General features: G+C 68.1%; 20 protein-coding genes. 10 read left to right on the top strand and 10 right to left on the bottom strand.

The genetic code is table 11. The features are described from left to right. Positions 1-37 precede the first annotated feature (37 nt). From AC07ZS_RS25130 to AC07ZS_RS25110, 5 genes are all read left to right on the top strand, one after another. Complete coding sequence (locus tag AC07ZS_RS25130; RefSeq protein ID WP_494801207.1) at positions 38-1,594, top strand: methyl-accepting chemotaxis protein; 1,557 nt, start codon at positions 38-40, stop codon at positions 1,592-1,594. Between the two features lie 92 nt (positions 1,595-1,686). Next, positions 1,687-2,496, top strand: a complete 810-nt coding sequence (locus AC07ZS_RS25125) for a YbaY family lipoprotein (protein ID WP_494801206.1) — start codon at positions 1,687-1,689, stop codon at positions 2,494-2,496. A gap of 226 nt (positions 2,497-2,722) precedes the next feature. Beyond that, positions 2,723-3,421 (top strand): response regulator, encoded by a 699-nt coding sequence (locus tag AC07ZS_RS25120; RefSeq protein ID WP_494801205.1) that lies wholly within the window; start codon positions 2,723-2,725, stop codon positions 3,419-3,421. Then, positions 3,405-5,282, top strand: a complete 1,878-nt coding sequence (locus tag AC07ZS_RS25115; RefSeq protein ID WP_494801204.1) for an ATP-binding protein — start codon at positions 3,405-3,407, stop codon at positions 5,280-5,282. The genes AC07ZS_RS25120 and AC07ZS_RS25115 overlap by 17 nt, the downstream gene beginning before the upstream one ends. A 196-nt stretch (positions 5,283-5,478) precedes the next feature. Next, a complete protein-coding gene (locus AC07ZS_RS25110) occupies positions 5,479-5,847 on the top strand; it encodes a hypothetical protein (RefSeq protein ID WP_494801203.1) in 369 nt (122 codons plus the stop codon). Positions 5,848-5,866: 19 nt separating this feature from the next. Here AC07ZS_RS25110 and AC07ZS_RS25105 read toward each other — a convergent pair whose 3' ends face one another. Together AC07ZS_RS25105 and AC07ZS_RS25100 are read right to left on the bottom strand one after the other, a co-directional pair. Further along, on the bottom strand, positions 5,867-7,291 hold the full coding sequence (locus tag AC07ZS_RS25105; protein ID WP_494801202.1) for an FAD-binding oxidoreductase: 1,425 nt from the start codon (positions 7,289-7,291) through the stop codon (positions 5,867-5,869). Between the two features lie 66 nt (positions 7,292-7,357). Next, entirely contained in the window at positions 7,358-7,585 is a 228-nt protein-coding gene (locus tag AC07ZS_RS25100; RefSeq protein WP_494801201.1) for a hypothetical protein, read from the bottom strand. A 199-nt stretch (positions 7,586-7,784) separates the two neighbouring features. On the opposite strand from AC07ZS_RS25100, the gene AC07ZS_RS25095 reads away from it, so the two are divergent. The 3 genes from AC07ZS_RS25095 to AC07ZS_RS25085 all read left to right on the top strand — a co-directional run bounded on the left by AC07ZS_RS25095 (position 7,785) and on the right by AC07ZS_RS25085 (position 9,156). Further along, positions 7,785-8,351 carry a cob(I)yrinic acid a,c-diamide adenosyltransferase gene (locus AC07ZS_RS25095; protein ID WP_494801200.1) on the top strand — a complete coding sequence of 189 codons (567 nt, stop codon included), beginning with the start codon at positions 7,785-7,787 and terminating at the stop codon, positions 8,349-8,351. Continuing rightward, complete coding sequence (locus AC07ZS_RS25090; protein WP_494801199.1) at positions 8,348-8,704, top strand: hypothetical protein; 357 nt, start codon at positions 8,348-8,350, stop codon at positions 8,702-8,704. The genes AC07ZS_RS25095 and AC07ZS_RS25090 overlap by 4 nt, the downstream gene beginning before the upstream one ends. 74 nt (positions 8,705-8,778) lie before the next feature. Then, positions 8,779-9,156 (top strand): DUF4345 domain-containing protein, encoded by a 378-nt coding sequence (locus AC07ZS_RS25085; RefSeq protein WP_494801198.1) that lies wholly within the window; start codon positions 8,779-8,781, stop codon positions 9,154-9,156. A gap of 12 nt (positions 9,157-9,168) precedes the next feature. Here the strand turns inward: AC07ZS_RS25085 and AC07ZS_RS25080 are convergent, their stop codons facing one another. Next, complete coding sequence (locus tag AC07ZS_RS25080; RefSeq protein WP_494801197.1) at positions 9,169-9,591, bottom strand: hotdog fold thioesterase; 423 nt, start codon at positions 9,589-9,591, stop codon at positions 9,169-9,171. A 103-nt stretch (positions 9,592-9,694) separates the two neighbouring features. On the opposite strand from AC07ZS_RS25080, the gene AC07ZS_RS25075 reads away from it, so the two are divergent. Beyond that, positions 9,695-10,954: a translocation/assembly module TamB domain-containing protein gene (locus AC07ZS_RS25075; RefSeq protein WP_494801196.1), complete on the top strand. Its 1,260-nt coding sequence runs from the start codon at positions 9,695-9,697 to the stop codon at positions 10,952-10,954. A 3-nt stretch (positions 10,955-10,957) separates the two neighbouring features. Here AC07ZS_RS25075 and AC07ZS_RS25070 read toward each other — a convergent pair whose 3' ends face one another. Further along, entirely contained in the window at positions 10,958-12,259 is a 1,302-nt protein-coding gene (locus AC07ZS_RS25070) for a solute carrier family 23 protein (RefSeq protein WP_494801195.1), read from the bottom strand. Between the two features lie 209 nt (positions 12,260-12,468). Between AC07ZS_RS25070 and AC07ZS_RS25065 the strand changes: the two genes are divergently transcribed. Continuing rightward, a complete protein-coding gene (locus tag AC07ZS_RS25065; protein ID WP_494801194.1) occupies positions 12,469-13,164 on the top strand; it encodes a TerC family protein in 696 nt (231 codons plus the stop codon). 10 nt (positions 13,165-13,174) lie between these two features. On the opposite strand, the gene fahA is transcribed toward AC07ZS_RS25065, so the two are convergent. From fahA to AC07ZS_RS25035, 6 genes are all read right to left on the bottom strand, one after another. Beyond that, on the bottom strand, positions 13,175-14,497 hold the full coding sequence (gene fahA, locus AC07ZS_RS25060; RefSeq protein ID WP_494801193.1) for a fumarylacetoacetase: 1,323 nt from the start codon (positions 14,495-14,497) through the stop codon (positions 13,175-13,177). 101 nt (positions 14,498-14,598) lie between these two features. Beyond that, entirely contained in the window at positions 14,599-15,405 is an 807-nt protein-coding gene (locus AC07ZS_RS25055; RefSeq protein ID WP_291119240.1) for a cyclase family protein, read from the bottom strand. 29 nt (positions 15,406-15,434) lie between these two features. Then, the gene (locus AC07ZS_RS25050) at positions 15,435-16,208 is read right to left on the bottom strand and encodes an ABC transporter permease (RefSeq protein ID WP_494801192.1); all 774 of its coding nucleotides are present in this window, start codon (positions 16,206-16,208) and stop codon (positions 15,435-15,437) included. Then, a complete protein-coding gene (locus AC07ZS_RS25045) occupies positions 16,205-16,954 on the bottom strand; it encodes an ABC transporter permease (protein ID WP_494801191.1) in 750 nt (249 codons plus the stop codon). Before AC07ZS_RS25045 ends, AC07ZS_RS25050 begins: the two co-directional genes overlap by 4 nt. A gap of 3 nt (positions 16,955-16,957) precedes the next feature. Next, positions 16,958-17,725, bottom strand: coding sequence for an ABC transporter ATP-binding protein (locus tag AC07ZS_RS25040; protein WP_494801190.1), 768 nt, complete (start codon positions 17,723-17,725; stop codon positions 16,958-16,960). A 2-nt stretch (positions 17,726-17,727) separates the two neighbouring features. After that, positions 17,728-18,672, bottom strand: coding sequence for an ABC transporter substrate-binding protein (locus tag AC07ZS_RS25035; protein ID WP_494801189.1), 945 nt, complete (start codon positions 18,670-18,672; stop codon positions 17,728-17,730). Positions 18,673-18,704 lie beyond the last annotated feature (32 nt).

Below are 18,704 nucleotides of genomic sequence, written 5' to 3'. Positions count from 1 at the left end.
GTTGCCTCTCGATCTGGGCCACCTGAGGAGGTTACCCATGTCGCAACGCTTGAATCTGGGGCAGCGGCTGCTGCTCATCAACGCCACGCTCGTCGTGCTGCTGCTGGTGCTGGCCGGCACCGTCTGGACCATGATGGGGCGGGTCGTGATGGCGGCCGACCGCATCAATGAGACCAATGTGCCCCAGCTGCAGACGATCGCCGAGCTGGAGCTCAACGTCACCCGCACCTCGCTGCAGGTGCGCCACGCGATCCTCTCGCGCAACCCACAGGAACTCGACGCCACGCTGGCGGACATCGGCGAGAAGAAGCGCCTGTTGCTCGACGCGCTCAAGGTCTTCGGCGAGGGCATGATCGACGACGCCGGCCGCGAGGCGTTCGCGCCCCTGCCGGCCCTCATGACCGAGTTCTGGCGCATCGGTGAGGCCAATGTGAAACTCATCCAGGAGGGCAAGAAGGAGGAAGCTTTCGCCTACCTGGTGGACCACACCATCCCCGCGCGCAATGCCTTGCTGGCACCGCTGGCCAAGGAGAAGAAGCGGCAGGGCGAGCGCCTGGCCTTCCGCATCAACGAGATCGAGTCGCTCTCCGTGCTCGATCGCAACATCGTGGTGATCTCGGTGGTGGTGGTCGCCCTCGGGCTGGCCGGGCTGGCGATCTACCTGCGCAAAGTGGTGCGCTCCCTGGGGGCGGACCCGGATGAACTCAAGCGCATCGCCGATGCCGTGGCCGCCGGTGACCTCGGTGTGTCGATGCGGGTGCGCGAGGGCGACACGCACAGCGCGCTGGCCAAGCTGCGCACCATGACAGAACGGTTGGCCACGTCCGTGCACGCCGTGCGACAGGGCGCCGAGGCGGTCTCCAACGGCAGCGCCGAGATCGCCTCGGGCAACAGCGACCTGTCGCGCCGCACCGAAAGCCAGGCCAGCGCGCTGGAACAGACCTCGGCATCGATGGAGCAGCTGGGCAGCACCGTGACCCAGAACGCCGACCACGCGCGCACCGCCAACCAGCTCGCGCAAGGTGCCTCCACCGTGGCCCAGCAGGGCGGTGAGGTGGTGAACCAGGTGGTGGACACCATGAAGGGCATCGAGAACAGCTCGCGCAAGATCGCCGACATCATTGCGGTGATCGACGGCATCGCCTTCCAGACCAACATCCTCGCCCTGAACGCCGCCGTGGAAGCCGCGCGCGCCGGCGAGCAGGGCAGGGGCTTCGCGGTGGTGGCGGGCGAGGTGCGCAACCTGGCCCAGCGCTCGGGGCAGGCCGCGAAAGAAATCAAGGACCTGATCGGTGAAAGCGTGGAGCGCGTGGCGCGCGGCGTCACGCTGGCCGACAAGGCCGGCACCACCATGCAGGAGGTGGTGGGCAGCATCCGCCGTGTGTCCGATCTGGTGGGCGAGATCAGCAGCGCCAGCGCCGAGCAGAGCGCGGGCGTCTCGCAGGTGGGCGAGGCCGTCATCCAGATGGACCAGACCACCCAGCAGAACGCCGCGCTGGTCGAGCAGATGTCCGCCTCGGCCACCAGCCTGCGGCAGCAGGCCGAAGACCTCGTCAGGGCGGTGGCGGTGTTCCGCCTGAGCGCCGCTGCCTGACCCTGGTTGCAGGCTTTCACAAGTCTGAAGGGCACTTCTGAGCACAATGGGGTGGCTGTCCGCACACCATCCCATTTTTCAGGAGCCTCCCGATGACGATGTCGACCCTCTCCGGCGCGCGCATGGCGCGCCGCCCCCTGCTCGGCGCCCTGGCCACCGGCCTGCTGCTCTCCGCCTGCGGCACGCCCGTGACCAACCCACCGTCCTACACGGTGACCGGCACGGCCCGCTTTGAAGGGCCGATCGCCCTGCCGCCGAACGCGGTGCTCGATGTTTCGGTCGCCGACGTGTCCCGCGCCGACGGCCTTTCCACCACGCTGGCCCACTTCGCCGGTCCCGCCAGCGGGCCGCAGCCACTGCGCTTCAGCCTGCCCGTGGAACAACGGCGGGTGCAGGAGAAGGGCAGCTATTCGGTGCGTGCCGAGATCCTGGTGGACGGCAAGGCCCTGTACGTCACCGACAGCGCCTACCTTGTGCTGGGCCACTCGGGCAAGACCCACGCCGACGTGCTGCTGCGGCCTGTCGACACCCGCGCGCAACCCGCCGCGCCGAAGATCGAGAACGTGCGCTGGACCCTGGTGGCGCTCGATGGCCAGCCCCTGCCCGCGCAGGACCCGGCCAAGATGCCGCACTTCGTGTTGAACAGCGACGGCCGCCGCGTGACCGGCTCGGGCGGTTGCAACGAACTCATCGGCACCTACACCCTGAACGGCCAGGCCCTGCAGATGCTGCGCGGCCCGCGCCGCGAACTGCAGGTGTGTGCGAGTGACATGGAGCGCGAGCGCGCCTTCATGTTCGCGCTGGCCACCACCGAACAGTGGGCCATGCAGGGCCCGCGCCTGCGCCTGCTGGACCGGCTGGGCGCGCAGGTGGCGGTGCTGGAAGCGCGTCCGGCGCCCTGAGCCCTCCGGTCAAATCCCCCCCGGGGTATGCGCGCCGCGACGCCGGCGTGCCGACTCATTCCCTGAATACATCCCTTCGATGACGCATGGCGCTCGTTCGTGCGTCATGTGCGTTGTCGCGCGCCGCCGGCATAGATTGCGCGGCTGACGGTTCTTGAGCCCAGGCGGCCTTTGCAGGCGTGCCCATACCAACCATTCAAGAGCCGACGAGGGAGGACATCCATCCATGGGTTTGCCATGCCAGCGTTCATCTCCAGCCTACAAGCCGACGCCTTTCGAAATCCTCATCGTCGAAGACCACCCGATGATGATCCGTTCGATCACGGCCAGCCTGGAGGTGCTGCACCCACAGGCCCACGCGCATGCAGGCTGCAGCGTCATGATCGTGGGGTCGCTGATGCAGGCGCGAAAGCGCCTGCTGGGTCGCGAGCCGCCCGGTCTCATCATCACCGACCTCCATCTGCCTGACTCGAGGGGATTGGGCACCCTGCACGCCCTGCGCGTCGCGGCGCCTGGCACGCCCATCGTGGTCTTCAGCGCCTGCGACGACAAATCCACCGAGCAGGCTGCGCTCGACCTCGGTGCCCACGCGTTCGTGTCCAAGTCGGCCCTGCCTCAGAACTTCGCACAGAAAATCCGGCCGTTTCTGGAAGCCCGTGTTGGTGCCGACCGGCCAGAACCCACGCTCGCGCCGCCGCAAGAGCCTTCCCACCCCATCGCACTGCTGACGGACCGTCAGCGTGAAGTGCTGGTGGAAGTGGCCCATGGCTACCGCGACCGTGAAATCGCGTGGCGGCTGAAGATCGGCTCGCAAACCGTCCGCAGCCACCTGAACGCCATCTTTCAGCAACTGGGTGTGCAGAACCGGACCCAGGCTTCAAGGGCGTACGTCGCCTGGGCGAAAGCGAATGGCCTGCTGGTTTAAAGGGCTGCTGGCCTTCATGGCCGTGCTGCTCTGGGCCGGTGCGCCACCGGCCGCGGCGATGCCGCTGGACATGGGATCGGATCGGCTGCCCCTGTGGGCCGCCTTGCAGACCGTGGCCGACCCGCGCGGCGAACTCACTCCCGTGCAAGTCGGTGCCATCGTCGCGGCGGGGGATGCCGTCCGCTTGCCGCACGCCAACCACGCCTTTGGCAAATGGCTGCCACACCCCTACTGGGCCCAGCTCACCCTCAGCAACCCCGGCCGGGAACCCCAGGCCTGGCTGCTCACCTACGAACTGCCCACCCAGGACGAAGTGCGCCTGTGGATCCAGGACGATCATGGTCGCTGGGCAGAGCATCCGCAACTCGAAAGCCTGCGCCCGCTCACGCCCTCGTCTGGCCTGCTCTACCCCGCATGGCGCCTGAAACTGCAGGCCGGACAGACCGTCAGCCTGATGCTGCGGCTCGATGGCTACAACCTCATGCGCTTCCCGCTGTTCGCCGTGCGCGACGACGCCTTCGTGCTGACGCAGGGCAAGCTGCACCTGTGGATCGGCCTGGTGCTGGCTGTGCCCCTGGTGGTCGTGCTCTATGTGTTGACCCTCATTCCCGTGGCGGCGGACCGGTCCTTGCCGCTGTTCCTGGCCATGGCCGCGTGCGAAATGCTGGGCGCCATGTGGGTGTCTGGCGTGATGCACCAGCTGCTGCCGTGGCTGGACCGTTGGCAAGCCGGTTGGCTCGGCTGGGCGGGCTACGTTGGCTTGCTCGGCCTGAGCGCTCAACATGCCCGCGTGTTCCTCGGTACCCGCGAGGACGACCCGTGGGCGGACGCACTGCTGCGCGCCGGCGCCTGGCTCTGGCTCGGGGTCGTCCCCTTCATCGCCATCCTCAGGCCAGAGACCTCTCGCCTCATGCTGGTGATGGGCGGCACCGTGTACGCCTTTGCCATGGTGTACCTCGCCCTGCGCCACGCCATCAGGCGCGCCGAAACACACCGCTTTTTGTTCCTCGCGGTGTGGGGGGTCTATGCGTTCTCCGGTCTGCTGTATGTCCTCTACCGGCTGATTGCGCTGCCCATCCATGTCACCCTGATCTCCAACTTCGTGCAAGGCTCCCTGGTGGCCGCCTTGCTGGGTTGTGCGGTCAGCGTGCAGATCGTTCGCAAGCGCGACATGCTGCAGGCCAGCGTCAACCGCGCGCAGGACCGCAGCCTGCTCTACGCCGCCGCGCAGCACGATCTTCTGCAGCCATTGCAGAGCGTGAGTCTGTATGCACAGGCCTTGCGGCAGGCGCCACCGCGCCAACACAAGAAGCTCCTGCACGGCATTGACGAAGCCCTGAGGTTCGTCAACGACTTCATGGTCAGCATGCGCCAGATGAGCACCAGCGAGCAGCCGGTGCTGGACCTCAAGGTGGTCGGCCTGCAGGCCGTGCTCGAACCTGTGGTGCACGAATTCCGCCAGTGGACGCAGGCTCGCCGCGTCACGCTGCGTTACCTGCCGACGGAGCGGCTCGTTCGCACCGACGTGCAGATGCTGCAGCGCATCGTGCGCAACCTGCTGTCCAACGCCTTGCGCTACACCGACGAAGGCGGCCGCATCCTCATCGGCTGCCGGCGCAGGCAGGGGCGCCTGTGGCTCATGGTGATCGACAACGGCATCGGCATGAGCGAGGCCGATGCCGCCCGGTGCTTCGAGGCGTTCCAGCGCGGCGGCGAGCTGGAGCGCGTGCCCGAGGGCATGGGCCTCGGCTTGTACAGCGTCAAGCGCATGGCGACCTTGCTGGGGCAGTCGACCACGCTCACGAGCGTGCCGGGCAAGGGCACGGCGGTGGGCGTTTCGCTGGCGGCATGGGTGGTGTGAGGTGCGCGGGCTGGGCGCACGGCAGAAGTATTGACTTGGTCAGCGCATGTCGAGTGATGGCTCAGAGCGCGTTACCTAAGCAGAGTATGTACCGCGTTGCGCTATGCCGAGATGCGGTACCGCCACACCACGATTCACGCGCCCTTCATCGAAGACGTTGTCGAGAACATGCGCACGCCAGGGGGAGAACACCATCGTGGGCGAGTCCAACGCCATGGCGGGTTGGCGATGTCGCGGGCAACCCGTGTATCTGATTCCCGCGGTACCGTATACGCAAGAGCGCTTCAATTGGGAGTATCGCAATGCGAATGGCGGCCAGCACTCGGGTGCGCACCAGTCCTTCCAACCTTCACCGGAGAAATTTTTTGTTCTGAAGCGCAAATCGCACTGCGATGTGGCCGAACGTTTCCAGTTTACGAATGTCGCCGATGGTGAGTTCTATATCGTGACGAATGTCACCTCGAAGGCAGGGCACAGGAGCACGTCAGCGGCCAGGGTGTCGGTGCGTGGCGGAGAAAGGCGTGAAGTTGTGGCGCCGTGGACGGGCGAGCCAAAACCCTCGTGACCACAAAGGCCTCTGTGATCTATAGCGCGAAGATCTTCCCCGGGTTCATGATGTTGTCCGGGTCGAGCGCGCGCTTGATGGTGCGCATCATGTCGACCGCGCCGGCCCCGGCTTCGGTGATCAGGAAGTCCATCTTGTGCAGGCCCACGCCGTGTTCGCCGGTGCACGTGCCTTCCAGGCTCAGCGCGCGCGCCACCAGCTTGTGGTTGAGCTCTTCGGCCAGGGTGTGCTCTTCGGGCTTGTGGGGGTCGATCAGGTAGCCGAAGTGGAAGTTGCCGTCGCCCACGTGGCCGACGAGGAAGTAGGGCAGGCCGCTCGCGTCGGCCTCGGCCACGGAGTCGAGCAGGCAGTCGGCCAGGCGGCTGATGGGCACGCAGGTGTCGGTGGAGATGGCGCGGCAACCCGGCTTGCTCTGGATCGCGGCGAAGTAGGCGTTGTGCCGCGCGGTCCACAGGCGCGTGCGTTCTTCAGGGGTGTCGGCCCATTCAAAGGCGTTGCCGCCGAACTCGCTGGCGATCTCCTGCACGGTTTCGGCCTGCTCCTTCACGCTCGCGGGCGAACCGTGGAACTCCATCAGCAGCATGTTCTCTTCGCGCAGGCCGAGCTTGCTGTGCGTGTTGACCATGCGCACGGAGTTGTGGTCGATCAGCTCGCAGCGTGCGATCGGCACACCGAGCTGGATCACCTGGATCACGGTGCGCACCGCGGCCTCGATGGTCGGGAAGGAGCAAGTCGCGGCCGAGATGGCCTCGGGCAGCGGGTAGAGCTTGAGCGTGATCTCGGTCATGACCCCGAGCGTGCCTTCGCTGCCGACCATCAGGCGCGTGAGGTCGTAGCCCGCGCTGCTCTTCCTGGCGCGCGTGCCGGTGCGGATGACCTCGCCGCGGGCGGTGACGACTTCGAGCGCCAGCACGTTCTCGCGCATGGTGCCGTAGCGCACCGCATTCGTGCCGGAGGCGCGGGTGGCCGACATGCCGCCGATGGAGGCGTCGGCCCCCGGGTCGATCGGGAAGAACAGGCCTTCGCTTTTGACCGCCTCGTTGAGCGCCTTGCGCGTCACGCCGGGCTGCACGGTCACGGTGAGGTCTTCGGCGTTGATGGACAGCACGCGGTTCATGCGGCTCACGTCGATGCTGATGCCGCCCTGCACGGCCAGCAGGTGGCCTTCGAGCGACGAGCCCACGCCGAAGGGGATCACCGGCACGCGGTGTTGCGCGGCCAGTGTCACGGCGTCGGCCACGTCCTGCGTGCTTTCGGCGAACACCACGGCCACCGGCGGCGGCACCTCGTAGATCGACTCGTCGCGCCCGTGCTGCTCGCGCACCACCAGGGCGGTGGAGCACTGCGCGCCGAAGCGGGCCTGCAGGGCCGCCAGAAACTCGGCCGGGACGGCGCGCTGGTGGACTTCGGGGGCGAGGTGGCTGAGGGCGGTGGGGGCGTTCATGGGGCTTGTCTCCGGCTGCCGGGGTGTGCAGCCGGCCAGTTTAAGCCTTGGGCCCCCATCTTGTCTTCAGCGGCGGGAGGGTAGGAACTTGACGTCCAGGCTCAGACGCACGGGACGCGGTGCGTCGGCCTGGCGGGACGTCGGTGTGAACACGCTGAGGGCATGGCGCGTGGGCGGCGCGACCTGCACGCCGGAGAGACCGGCCAGTCCCAGGGCGCAGGCGGCCATCAGCTGCACGCTGCGCTTCTCGAATTCCGAGATGGACAACGGGGACTGGAGACGAAATCGGGACATGGGTGAACTCCTTGGAAACCGGGTCGAAGCCGCATTACGCCCGGATCGACCGCTCGGGCCAAGCGCTTTTGCCTGCCGTTGCGCTCTTCAAAACACCTTTGCCTCAGACACATTTCCCCTCATTCGGTTACGGGTTCCGGCCCGGTGCCCGACCTCAAGGACAATCAAGGCTTCACCATCGGCCAACAAGAGGCATTTCATGGGCAACCGACTCACGCAGATCGCCACCCGCACCGGCGACGCGGGCACCACCGGGCTGGGCGACAACACCCGCGTTTCCAAGGACAGCCTGCGCGTGCACGCGATGGGCGATGTGGACGAACTCAATTCGCACATCGGTGTGCTGCTGTGCGAGGACATGGGCGAGGACGTGCGCCAGCTGCTGGTGGAGATCCAGCACCAGCTGTTCAACCTGGGCGGGGAGCTGTCCATCCCCGGGTTCGAGCTGCTCAAACCCGAGGCCGTGCTCGCGCTCGACGAGGCGTTGGCCACGCACAACGAGGCCCTGCCGCGCCTGCAGGAATTCATCCTGCCCGCCGGCAACCGCGCCGCCAGCCAGGCCCATGTGTGCCGCACGGTGGCGCGCCGCGCCGAACGCGCGGTGGTGGCGCTGGGCCAGGCCGAAGAACTGAAGGAAACGCCGCGCCAGTACCTCAACCGCCTGAGCGACCTGATGTTCGTGCTCGCGCGCGTGCTCAACCGCATGAACGGCGGCGACGACGTCTACTGGAAGAGCGAGCGTCTGGCGAAGGCCGACGCACCATGAGAGTGGCGGTCGCCTGGCTGGCGCTGGGCCTGGTCGCCGCCACGGGCGGGCCCGCCGTTGCGCAGGGCAAGAACAGGAAGGTGGACGCGGTGAGCGAGGTGACGCTGGTGTGCGAGGCCGCCTACCTGCCTGCCCGCACCACGTGGACGCGCACCGTGCGCATCGGCTACGACAAGAAGCGCGTGCGCTCGGTGCACATCGACGGCGTGCCGGTCTACACCTTCACGGTGCAGGAGACGGTGATCCTGACCGCGATCGACAACGAGCGCATCCAGATCGACACCGCCGCCCTGACCTGGACCAGCGATTTCCGCGGCCAGGCCACGTCCCAGGGGCGCTGCGAGCGCGGCTGACGCGGCGGCGGGCCAGGATTGCCGGCGGGCGCGCGGCGCCGTAACATGCCAGCTTCCACAACCGGGGGACCAGCATGCCGTTGAGCCAGCGTGTCGTTCAGGTGAGTCTTTTCCTCGTGGCCGCCATCGCGCTCTTTGGCGGAACGCTGCAGCTGACCCTGGGGCAGCCGGAGACGACGCCCCGACTTGACAACGTCCACCGCTTCCTGGCCGGGGTGTACTTCGGCATGGGCGTCATTGTCTTCTGGGCCGCCTGGACGGTGCGGCAGCAGGACACCCTGGTCTACCTCATTGCCTTCGGGGTGTTCATGGCGGCCGTTGGCCGGCTGCTGTCGATCTCGAAAGTGGGCCTGCCCGAGCCCACGGCGGTCTGGCTGGCCTATCTCATTCCCGAGCTGGTGCTTCCTTTTGTCATCGCCGTGGCCCACTCGGTGGGGCGGCGAGCCGGCTAGGGTCAACAGACCCTAGCGCGGCGCCAGCACCGCCATCGTGATGCGCGAGACGCAGGTGAGTTCGCCCGCGTCGTTCGTGAGGTCGATCTGCCAGACCTGGGTGGTGCGGCCGATGTGGACCGGCCGCGTGACGCCGGTCACCCAGCCGCTGGTGGCGCCCTTGAGGTGGTTGGCGTTGATGTCCAGGCCCACCGCGCGGTGTCCTTCGGGGCAGCTGTAGGCCGCGCCGCACGAGCCCAGCGTTTCCGCCAGCACCACGCTCACGCCGCCGTGCAGCAGGCCGTAGGGCTGTTTGGTGCGGGTGTCCACCGGGACGCGGGCGCGGATGAAGTCGTCGCCGACCTCCAGGAATTCCACGCCGAGGTGTTGCACGGCGGTGTTGTGGTGGATGGCGGTGAGTTCTTCGACGGAGATGGGTTTTTTCCAGATGGGCAAGGTCGGGCTCCTGTAAGGGTGACATCACTATAGGAGACGCGGCGAATGCCTACAGACGGTGGCCGCCCAAGCCCCCACCATTCGGGGTGGAGCAACCCCACCCATGACACTCGCACGCCGCTGGGCCCTGGCCGCAGGCGCCCTCGCGGCGCTGCTGGTTGCCGTCTGCCTGGCCGTGTGGGCGTTTCTGCCCGGCGACGACGAACTCGCGCGCCGGGTGGAGGCCGAGTTCGAGGCGCGGCTGGGGCAGAAGCTCGTGGTGGGCGCCGTGCGCTGGCGCGTGCGGGGCGTGCCGGTGGTGGAGGTGCTGGACGCGCACACGGCGCAGCCCGAACCCATCCGCGCGCGGCGCATTGCGATCCACCCTCAGCTGTGGCCCTTGCTGCGCCAGCAGCTGTTCATCGACCGGCTGGAGGTGGAGGGCGCCGTGGTGCCGCGCCAGTCGCTGGCGGCCTTCCGGGGCCGGACTCCGGGTGGGGAGGGCGCGGTGGTGGTGCGCTCGCTGACGTTCAAGGACTTCAGCTACGTCTCCCACAGCGGTGTGTCGGTGGTGTACGCCGGCGAGATCGACTTCGACGAGGATGGGCGCCCCCGCCGCCTGCAGATCCACCGCCCGGGCGTGGAGCCGACGGTCTCGCTGGAGGCCACGCGCGACGGCCAGGCCGAGGGCGGTGCCGACCTGTACCGGCTTCGCGTGTTGGCCGGCGGCGGCACGGCGCATGGCCAGGCGCGGCTGGCCACCTCGACCGAGGGCCGCCTGCGGTTGACGGGCGAGCTCGCGCCGCGCCGTGTGGAGGTGGCGTCCTTGCTCGAGGCCTTCCACCGGCGCGCCTTCGTGGGTGGTCTTGCATCGGGCCAGACCGAGCTGCGCGCCGAAGGCGACACGGTGGTCGAGCTGTTCCGTTCGCTGCGCACGCGCAGCGAGCTGGAGCTTGAGCGCGCGAAGCTCCTGCGCCTGGACCTGGACAAGGCCATCAAGTCCCTGGGCGAGGACCGGGCTGGGCAGACGCCGCTGGACAGCCTCTCCGGTGTGATGCTCACGCGGAACACCGAGCAGGGGCTGAGGACGGAGTTCACCGAGGTGAAGGCGGTGGCGGGCACCTACACCGCCACCGGCCGGGCCACCCTGTACCGCCAGCGGATCGATGCGCAGGGCGAGCTCGAGATCGGGGGCGGGCTGGTGAATGTGCCCTTCGCGGCGCATGGGCCGACGCGGGAGCCGGAGGTTGAGATCTCGTGGGGAGCCATCGCCGGTGCGGCCGTGGGCACGGCCATCCTGCCGGGGATCGGGACCGCCATCGGGTCCCGGATCGGCGGCGCGGTGAGCGGGCCGCCGAAGGCGGCGCCGGCCCGTCCGCCTTGAAGCTCAGGCCTTCGAGGGGGCCTTGCCGCGGTTGAGCAGCGCGTACAGGATGATGGCGCCGAAGGTGGCCGTTCCGATGCCGCCCAGCGCGAAGCCGCCGAACTTCAGCGTGTAGTCGCCCGTGCCCAGGATCAGCGTGATCGCGGCCACCAGCAGGTTCTTGTTGTCGGAGAAGTCGACCTTGTTGTCGACCCAGATCTTGGCGCCGGCGATGGCGATCAGGCCGAACACCACGATGGACACGCCGCCCATGACGGCCAGCGGAATGGCCTGGATCAGCGCGCCGAACTTGGGGCTGAAGCCCAGCAGCACGGCCATGAGGCCGGCGACCAGGAAGAGGGCGGTGGAGTAGATCTTGGTCGCGGCCATCACGCCGATGTTCTCGGCGTAGGTGGTCACACCGGTGCCACCCGCGCTGCCGGCCACCATGGTGGCCACGCCGTCGCCGATGAAGGCACGGCCCATGTACTGGTCGAGGTTGCGCCCGGTCATGGCGGTCACGGCCTTGATGTGGCCCAGGTTCTCCGCCACCAGGATGATGGCCACCGGTGCGATCAGCAGCATGGCGTTCATCTGGAACACCGGCGCGCTGAAGTTGGGCATGCCGAACCAGGCGGCGTTGGCGATGCCCGAGAGGTCCAGCGGCTTGCCCATGCCCAGCCCGTTGGTGAGCACGGCGTAGACGATGCTGGCGATGATCAGGCCCATGAGGATCAGCAGGCGCTGGATCATGCCGCTGGTGAACACCGCCACCAGCGCGACGCAGACGAAGGTGATGCCCTGCATCCAGGCGTCGAAGCCGGTGGGCGCCATGTTCTTGATGGGGATGCCGGCGAGGTTCAGGCCGATCACCGCGACCACGGCGCCGGTGACCACCGGCGGCATGAAGCGCTCGATCCAGCCCGTGCCCACGGCCTGCACGATCAGGCCGATGAGGGTGTAGACCAGGCCGCAGGCGATGATGCCGCCCAGCGCCACGCCGATGTTGGCGTTGGGCCCGCTGCCCGCGTAGCCGCTGGCGGCGATCACCACGCCGATGAAGGCGAAACTCGAACCCAGGTAGCTGGGCACCTTGCCGCCGGTGATGATGAAGAAGATCAGCGTGCCGATGCCGCTCATGAGGATGGCGACGTTGGGGTCGAAGCCCATCAGGATGGGGGCCAGCACCGTGGCGCCGAACATGGCGATCAAGTGCTGCACGCCCATCACCGCCGTCTGCGGCCAGGGCAGGCGCTCATCGGGCGCGATCACGCCGCCGTTGGCGAGCGTGGTTGCCGGTTTCTCGGTCCAGTTGAACATGCCCATGGCACGGTCTCCTCGTTGTTGTGTGGTGGAAAAAGGCGCCCCTCGCGCCGCTGGCATTGTGCCCGCAAAGCCTCTCAGCCGCGTCAGGCTTAACACGCTTAAGTTTCGGCGCCGAAGCGCGGAAAGTTTACGCAGAACCACGAATGACGGACGCCGTTTTTCGCTTCTAAAGTGCCTCCATCCTTTAAACCTCAAGCGCTGGAGACACCATGGAATTCCTCAGCACCGCCGACTTCTGGGTCGGTCTGGTGAAGATCATCTGGATCAACATCATCCTGTCGGGCGACAACGCCGTGGTCATCGCCCTGGCCGCTCGTTCCTTGCCGCCGGAACAGCAAAGAAAGGCCATCCTGTTCGGCTCGGGCGCGGCCGTGGTGCTGCGCATCGTGCTGACGGTGGTGGCGGCCAAGCTGCTGGAACTGTCGTTCCTGCAGGTCATCGGCGGCGTGCTGCTGCTGTGGATCGGCTACCAGCTGCTGAGCGGCGATGAAGGTGACGAGGACGGGCACCACAAAGGCACGGGCACGATGATGGCGGCCATCCGCACCATCCTGATCGCCGACCTGGTGATGAGCCTGGACAACGTGATCGCCGTGGCCGCGACCGCACAGGGCAACATGGTGCTGCTGATCCTGGGCCTGGCGATCAGCATTCCGCTGGTGGTCTTCGGCTCCACGCTGATGATCAAGCTCATGGGGCGCTTCCCGGTCATCGTGACCCTGGGCGCCGCCCTGATCGGCTGGGTGGGCGGCGAAACCATCGTCAACGACCACCTGATGCAGGGCTACACCATGGCACACCCCTGGCTGCACTACGTGGCCGCCGCCACCGGCGTCGTGCTGGTGGTCGGCCTGGGCAAGTTCATGCAGCTTCGCGACGCCAGCCGGTCCCCGGCCGACGCCTGACCCTCGGGTCTCAGCCGATCGCGGGCAGCACCTCGCCCCGGCTTTCGCCGAAGCCGATGCGCGCCGCGCCCGGCTTCTCGCACCAGCCGCGCAGGATCACCGTGTCGCCGTCCTCCAGGAAGCGGCGCTGCGCACCGATGCCCGGCAGCGGCACGTCGCGCGTGCCGCCCACGCTGAGTTCCACGATGGCGCCGGCCTCGGCGTGCGTGGGGCCCGAGATGGTGCCGGTGCCCAGCAGGTCACCGGGCTGCAGGTTGCAGCCGCCCACGGTGTGCTGCGCCAGCATCTGCGCAATGGTCCAGTACTGGTGGCGGAAGCTGGTGGCCGAGAGGCGGTCGGGTGCGATGCCGCGCTCGCGGTGTTCGCGCGCTTCGAGCCGCACCTCCAGCTGCACGTCCACACCGCCTTGCGTGCTGTTGGCCGCGCTGTCCAGGTAGGCCAGCGGCTGCGGCTCGTCGGCCGGGTGCGCGAAGGGCACGCGGTAGGGGGCGAGCGCTTCCATGGTCACGATCCAGGGCGAGACCGTGGTGCAGAAGTTCTTGCCCAGGAAGGGGCCGAGCGGCGCCATTTCCCAGAACTGGTGGTCGCGCGCCGACCAGTCGTTGAGCAGGCACATGCCGAAGATGTGCTGTTCGGCCTCGGCCAGCGGAATCGGTTGGCCCATGGGATTGCCCGGGCCGACGTAGAAGCCCATCTCCAGCTCGTAGTCCAGGCGCTTGCAGGCGCCATAGACCGGCGCGGCGGCACCGGGTGCCATGGCCTGGCCCATGGGGCGGCGGAACGCCGTGCCGCTGACCACCACGCTGGAGGCGCGGCCGTGGTACGCGATCGGCAGCCACTGGAAGTTGGGCGTGAGCGGGTCGTCCGGGCGCATCACGCGGCCCACGTTTCGCGCGTGGTGGATCGAGGTGTAGAAGTCGGTGTAGTCGCCGATGCGCGTGGGCAGGCGCATTTCCGCTTCGGCCTGCGGCACCAGGCTGGCGCGCAGCGCGTTCACGCCGGGGCCGCTGGCGCCGGTCTTGAGCAGGTCGAACAGCGCGTGGCGCAGCGCGCGCCAGGCGCCCGGGCCCAGGGCCAGGAAGTCGTTGAGCGCGTCGCCTGCGCAGGCGTTGACGGCCTGTGCAGCCGGGCCCGAGACCGCGTTGTCGCGCGCGATGGCCGCCAGGTCGATCACCTGGTCACCGATGGCCACGCCGCCCCGGAAGGCTTCACCGGAACCCTTGCGGCGGAAGACGCCGAAGGGCAGGTTCTGGATGGGGAAGTCGGTGCCCGGGGCGTTGGCCGATTCGAGCCAGCTGCGGGTGTTCGCGTCGTGGGTGTGGTTGAGTTCCATGAGAGTTCCTTGCGAAAGAAAGGCGATCCGGCGCCGGGCCGCCCCAAGCCGGATCAGCCCCCTCGGGGGGCAGCGACCCGCGCAGCGGCGGAGCGTGGGGGTTATGCCGTTGCCTGCAGTGCGTCGTCGAAGATGGCCACGGCGCGGGTCCAACCGGCCGAGGCACCACGGATCTTGTGCGGGAAGCAGGAGATGAAGAAACCGGTGGGCGGCAGGGCCTCCAGGTTGTGCATCTTCTCGATGTGGCAGTAGCCGATGTCGCGCCCGGCCTTGTGGCCTTCCCAGATCAGCGAGGCGTCTTTCGTCTCGCCGTACTTCTGCGCGGTGTGCACGAAGGGCGCGTCCCAGCTCCAGGCGTCGGTGCCGGTCAGGCGCACGCCGCGTTCCAGCAGGTACATGGTGGCTTCATAGCCCATGCCGCAGCCGGCCGAGACGAAGTCGTTGTGGCCGTAGCGCGAGCCGGCGCGCGTGTTCACCACCACGATCTCCAGCGGCTTGAGGGTGTGGTTGATGCGCTTCAACTCGGCCTCGACGTCCGCGGCCGTGACCACGTAGCCGTCGGCGAAGTGGCGGAAGTCCAGCTTCACGCCGGGCTGGAAGCACCATTCCAGCGGCACGTCGTGGATCGCGATCGCGGGCTTCTTCTCGCCCAGCGCCTTGTCCATGGTGGAGTGGAAGTGGTAGGGCGCATCCAGGTGGGTGCCGTTGTGCGTGGAGAGCTGCACCAGCTCCACCGCCCAGCCCTCGCCGTCGGGCAGGTCTTCCTTTTTCAGACCGGGGAAGAAGGGCTCGATCTGCTCGAAGGTGTTGTCGTGCGTGAAGTACTGAATCTTGGGGGCGAACGCGGGCGGGTCGCTCACCACGTCGTTCTCCAGGTAGATGGACAGGTCGATGAATTTGCGGGGCATGGTTGTTCTCCGATGGAGCGAGGTGGGATTCAGGGGCGCTGCCAGCGCAGCAGCGAGCGTTCGGCCACGGCGAGCAGCACGTTGCTCGCAAAGCCCATGGCGCCCAGCAGCACGATGCCGGCGAACAGTTCGCTGGCCTGGAACGAGCGAGCGGCCAGCAGGATGGCCTGGCCCAGGCCGGGTTGCGAGGCGATCATCTCGCCCACCACCGAGACGATGAGCGAGACCGTCATCGACAGCCGCATGCCGGCCAGGATGTCGGGCATGGCGTTGGGCAGGCCGATCTTGAACACGAAGGCCAGGTGGCTCAACTCCAGCGAGCGCGAGACCTCGCGCAGCTGCTTGTGCACATTGGCCAGCCCGTGCAGCGTGGCCAGCAGCACCGGCCACATGGCGCCGAACGCCACCACGGCCAGCACCATGCCGCCGGAGAGGCCGAACAGCGCGATGGCCAGCGGCATCACGGCCGAGGCCGGCAGCGGGCGGATGAACTCCAGCGTGGGCGCGATCCATTCGCTGGCGCGCTGCGAGCTGCCGATCACCGCGCCCAGCGCAATGCCCAGCGCACTGGCCAGCACCCAGCCGCTGAACATGCGGCTGAGCGTGGCCCAGGTGTAGCCGCCGAGTTCGCCGCCGGCCAGGCCTTGCACCAGGCTCTCCAGCGTGGCCTGCGGCGTGGGCAGGAAGGCGCGGTTGACCCAGCCGCTGGTGCTGGCGGCCCACCACAGGGCGATGAAGGCCCCGAGCACAAGGGCCGAGCCCGAGGCACTGCCCAGGGCGGAGAGAATGCGATGGGTTTTCATGCCGCCTGTTCCCCCATGGCGCGCGCCACGCGGCGTTGCAGCGCGAGCGCGCCGACGTTGATGAGGTAGCCCACGACACCGATCCAGACCAGCCAGGCCAGCATGAGTGCCGGGTCCAGGCTTTGCTGCGCGATCATCATCGCGTAGCCCATGCCGTGCGGGTTGGCCGCGATCTCGACCGTGACAGCGACCACCAGCGCGATCGCCACGCCGAGGCGCAAGGCGACGAAGAGGCGCGGCACGATGGCCGGGCCGATGATCCAGAAGAAGCGCTGCCGGGGCGTGAGCTCCAGCGCGCGCGCCACTTCGAGCAAGCGGGGTTCGACCTGTTGCACCGCAGCCTGCGTGAGCACCAGCATCGGCCACAGGCAGGCGAAGGCGACCACGCTGAGTTCCATGCGCAGGCCGAAGCCGAACACCAGCATGGCCAGCGGGATCAGCGCCACGGAAGGAATGGGGCGCGCCACTTCGACGCTCAGGAAACCGAGCTGCGCGGCGCGCCGCGACAGGCCCAGCAACGTGCCCAGCAGCAGGCCGCCGAGCGCGCCGATCAGCAGGCCCAGTGCGGCCGTGCCGAGCGTGAAGGCCGTGGCCTCGAACAGCGAACCGTCCATGGCCGCGCCGCCGAAGGCGCGCAGCGCGGCGCTGGGCGGGGCGATGGCGTCGCTGCCCTGGCCCGTGGTGCGCGCCCAGATCTCCAGCGCGCCGATCAGCAGCGCGGGAAACGCGAGGGATTTCAGCTTCATCGTTCAGTGCCCGAGATAGTGGTACAGCTCGCGGCGCAGGCGCAGGAACTCGGGATGCTCCTTGGTGCTGAGCTGGTCGCGCGGCTGCGGCAGCGGCACGTCGATCAGCGCGGCCAGGCTGGGCGACTCGGGCGTGGGGTTGCTGCGCAGGGCGATCACGCGGTCGCCCAGGTACAGCGCTTCCTCCAGGTCGTGGGTGACGAACATCACCGTCAGACCCTCTTCACGCACCAGGCGGGCCAGCTCGTCCTGCAGGGTTTCGCGCGTCATGGCGTCGAGCGCACCGAAGGGCTCGTCCATCATCATCACGTCGGGCCGCTGCGCCAGGCAGCGCGCGATCTGCACGCGCTGCTGCATGCCGCCCGAGAGCTGCGCCGGGTACTTGTGCCCGTGCGCCGCCAGGCCCACGGTCTTGAGCACGTGTTCGATGCGCGCCGGCCGCTCGGCCGCCGGCACGTTCGCCGCCTCCAGCGCCAGGCTCACGTTGGCCTGCACCGTGCGCCAGGGCAGCAAGGCGCGCCCGTAGTCCTGGAACACGAAGGCGACCTCGCGGCTCGGGCCGGTGATGGGCACGCCCTTGCGGCGCACGCTGCCCTGGCTGGGTGTCACGAAGCCGGCGGCGGCGCGCAGCAGCGTGGTCTTGCCGCAACCCGAGGGACCGATCACGCACACGAACTCGCCGCGCTTCACCGTCAGTTCGGTGGGTGAGAGGATTTGCCGCCCACCGAGTTCGATGGCGACGTGGTCGAAGTGCAGAACGGTATCGGTCATGGTCACTTGGCGATGAGGCGCGAGACGTCGGGCACCGTCTTCAACATTTCCTGGTCTTTCATGAGGTCGACCCAGTAGGTGAGCTGTTTCTCGGTGACCACCGGGCCGGCGGGCGAGATCTGCACCTTGGCGATCACCTCGGGCGGCAGCTTGATGTACTTGCCGATGGCCGCGCGCACGGCGGCGTCGTTCTTCGGCTGTGCCATGAAGGCCGCGGCCTCCTGCACGGCCTCGCGGAAGCCGCGCGCGGCCGACGGGTTCTTCGCCACCCAGTCGCGCCGCGCGACGTGGATGATGGTGGGCTGGTTCTCGGGCAGGAAGGTCGAGTAGTACGAGGCCACGTAGCCCACACCGGTGTCGGTGATGCGGCTCATGAAGGGGTCGGCGCTCACGACGGCGTCCACGGAACCGCCGCGCAGCAGGTCGCCGTGCTGCGGGAAGGCGGCTTCCACGAAGTTCACCTTCTTGTAGTCCACGCCCTGGCTCTTGAGCCAGGCGCGGAAGGTCACGTGCAGGAAGGCGCCCAGGCCGGGCACGCCGATCTTCTTGCCCAGGCAGTCCTGCGCCTTGCGGATGCCGCTGCCGGCCTTGGCCACCAGGCCGAAACCGGTGATGGTCTTGGAGGTCACACCGGCGCCGGCGACCACCACGTGGTCCAGGCCGCCGTCCACCGACTGCAGGTACACGCTGGGCGTGGGGCCGCCGATCTGCAGCGAGTCGGCCTGCACGGCGGCCGGGATGGTGGAGTTGATCGGGATGAACTTCAGCTCCACGTCGAGCAGGCGCTTCTTGAAGTAGCCGTTTTCCGCCGCGACGAAGACCGAGGCAAAGTCGGTCACGGCGGTGTAGCCGAACACGATCTTGGTGGGGCTTTGCGCGAAGACCGGCAGGCTCACGGTGGCGGCGGGAATGGAGGCCAGGGCGGCCAGGGCGGTGCGACGTTTCATTGGGGTCTCCTGTGGTTGGTTTTGCTTGGGGG

It is taken from the genome of Hydrogenophaga sp. GW456-12-10-14-TSB4, from assembly GCF_059424305.1.
This window is presented reverse-complemented; position numbering and strand designations above follow the sequence as displayed.

Coding starts and splice junctions, on each gene's coding strand:
- AC07ZS_RS25125 (WP_494801206.1), top strand. CDS start 1,687: ATGACGATGTCGACCCTCTCCGGCGCGCGCATGGCGCGCCGCCCCCTG.
- AC07ZS_RS25035 (WP_494801189.1), bottom strand. CDS start 18,672: ATGAAACGTCGCACCGCCCTGGCCGCCCTGGCCTCCATTCCCGCCGCC.
- AC07ZS_RS25075 (WP_494801196.1), top strand. CDS start 9,695: ATGACACTCGCACGCCGCTGGGCCCTGGCCGCAGGCGCCCTCGCGGCG.
- AC07ZS_RS25055 (WP_291119240.1), bottom strand. CDS start 15,405: ATGCCCCGCAAATTCATCGACCTGTCCATCTACCTGGAGAACGACGTG.
- AC07ZS_RS25085 (WP_494801198.1), top strand. CDS start 8,779: ATGCCGTTGAGCCAGCGTGTCGTTCAGGTGAGTCTTTTCCTCGTGGCC.
- AC07ZS_RS25095 (WP_494801200.1), top strand. CDS start 7,785: ATGGGCAACCGACTCACGCAGATCGCCACCCGCACCGGCGACGCGGGC.
- AC07ZS_RS25105 (WP_494801202.1), bottom strand. CDS start 7,291: ATGAACGCCCCCACCGCCCTCAGCCACCTCGCCCCCGAAGTCCACCAG.
- AC07ZS_RS25090 (WP_494801199.1), top strand. CDS start 8,348: ATGAGAGTGGCGGTCGCCTGGCTGGCGCTGGGCCTGGTCGCCGCCACG.
- AC07ZS_RS25070 (WP_494801195.1), bottom strand. CDS start 12,259: ATGGGCATGTTCAACTGGACCGAGAAACCGGCAACCACGCTCGCCAAC.
- AC07ZS_RS25050 (WP_494801192.1), bottom strand. CDS start 16,208: ATGAAAACCCATCGCATTCTCTCCGCCCTGGGCAGTGCCTCGGGCTCG.
- AC07ZS_RS25120 (WP_494801205.1), top strand. CDS start 2,723: ATGGGTTTGCCATGCCAGCGTTCATCTCCAGCCTACAAGCCGACGCCT.
- AC07ZS_RS25115 (WP_494801204.1), top strand. CDS start 3,405: ATGGCCTGCTGGTTTAAAGGGCTGCTGGCCTTCATGGCCGTGCTGCTC.
- fahA (WP_494801193.1), bottom strand. CDS start 14,497: ATGGAACTCAACCACACCCACGACGCGAACACCCGCAGCTGGCTCGAA.
- AC07ZS_RS25100 (WP_494801201.1), bottom strand. CDS start 7,585: ATGTCCCGATTTCGTCTCCAGTCCCCGTTGTCCATCTCGGAATTCGAG.
- AC07ZS_RS25065 (WP_494801194.1), top strand. CDS start 12,469: ATGGAATTCCTCAGCACCGCCGACTTCTGGGTCGGTCTGGTGAAGATC.
- AC07ZS_RS25040 (WP_494801190.1), bottom strand. CDS start 17,725: ATGACCGATACCGTTCTGCACTTCGACCACGTCGCCATCGAACTCGGT.
- AC07ZS_RS25130 (WP_494801207.1), top strand. CDS start 38: ATGTCGCAACGCTTGAATCTGGGGCAGCGGCTGCTGCTCATCAACGCC.
- AC07ZS_RS25045 (WP_494801191.1), bottom strand. CDS start 16,954: ATGAAGCTGAAATCCCTCGCGTTTCCCGCGCTGCTGATCGGCGCGCTG.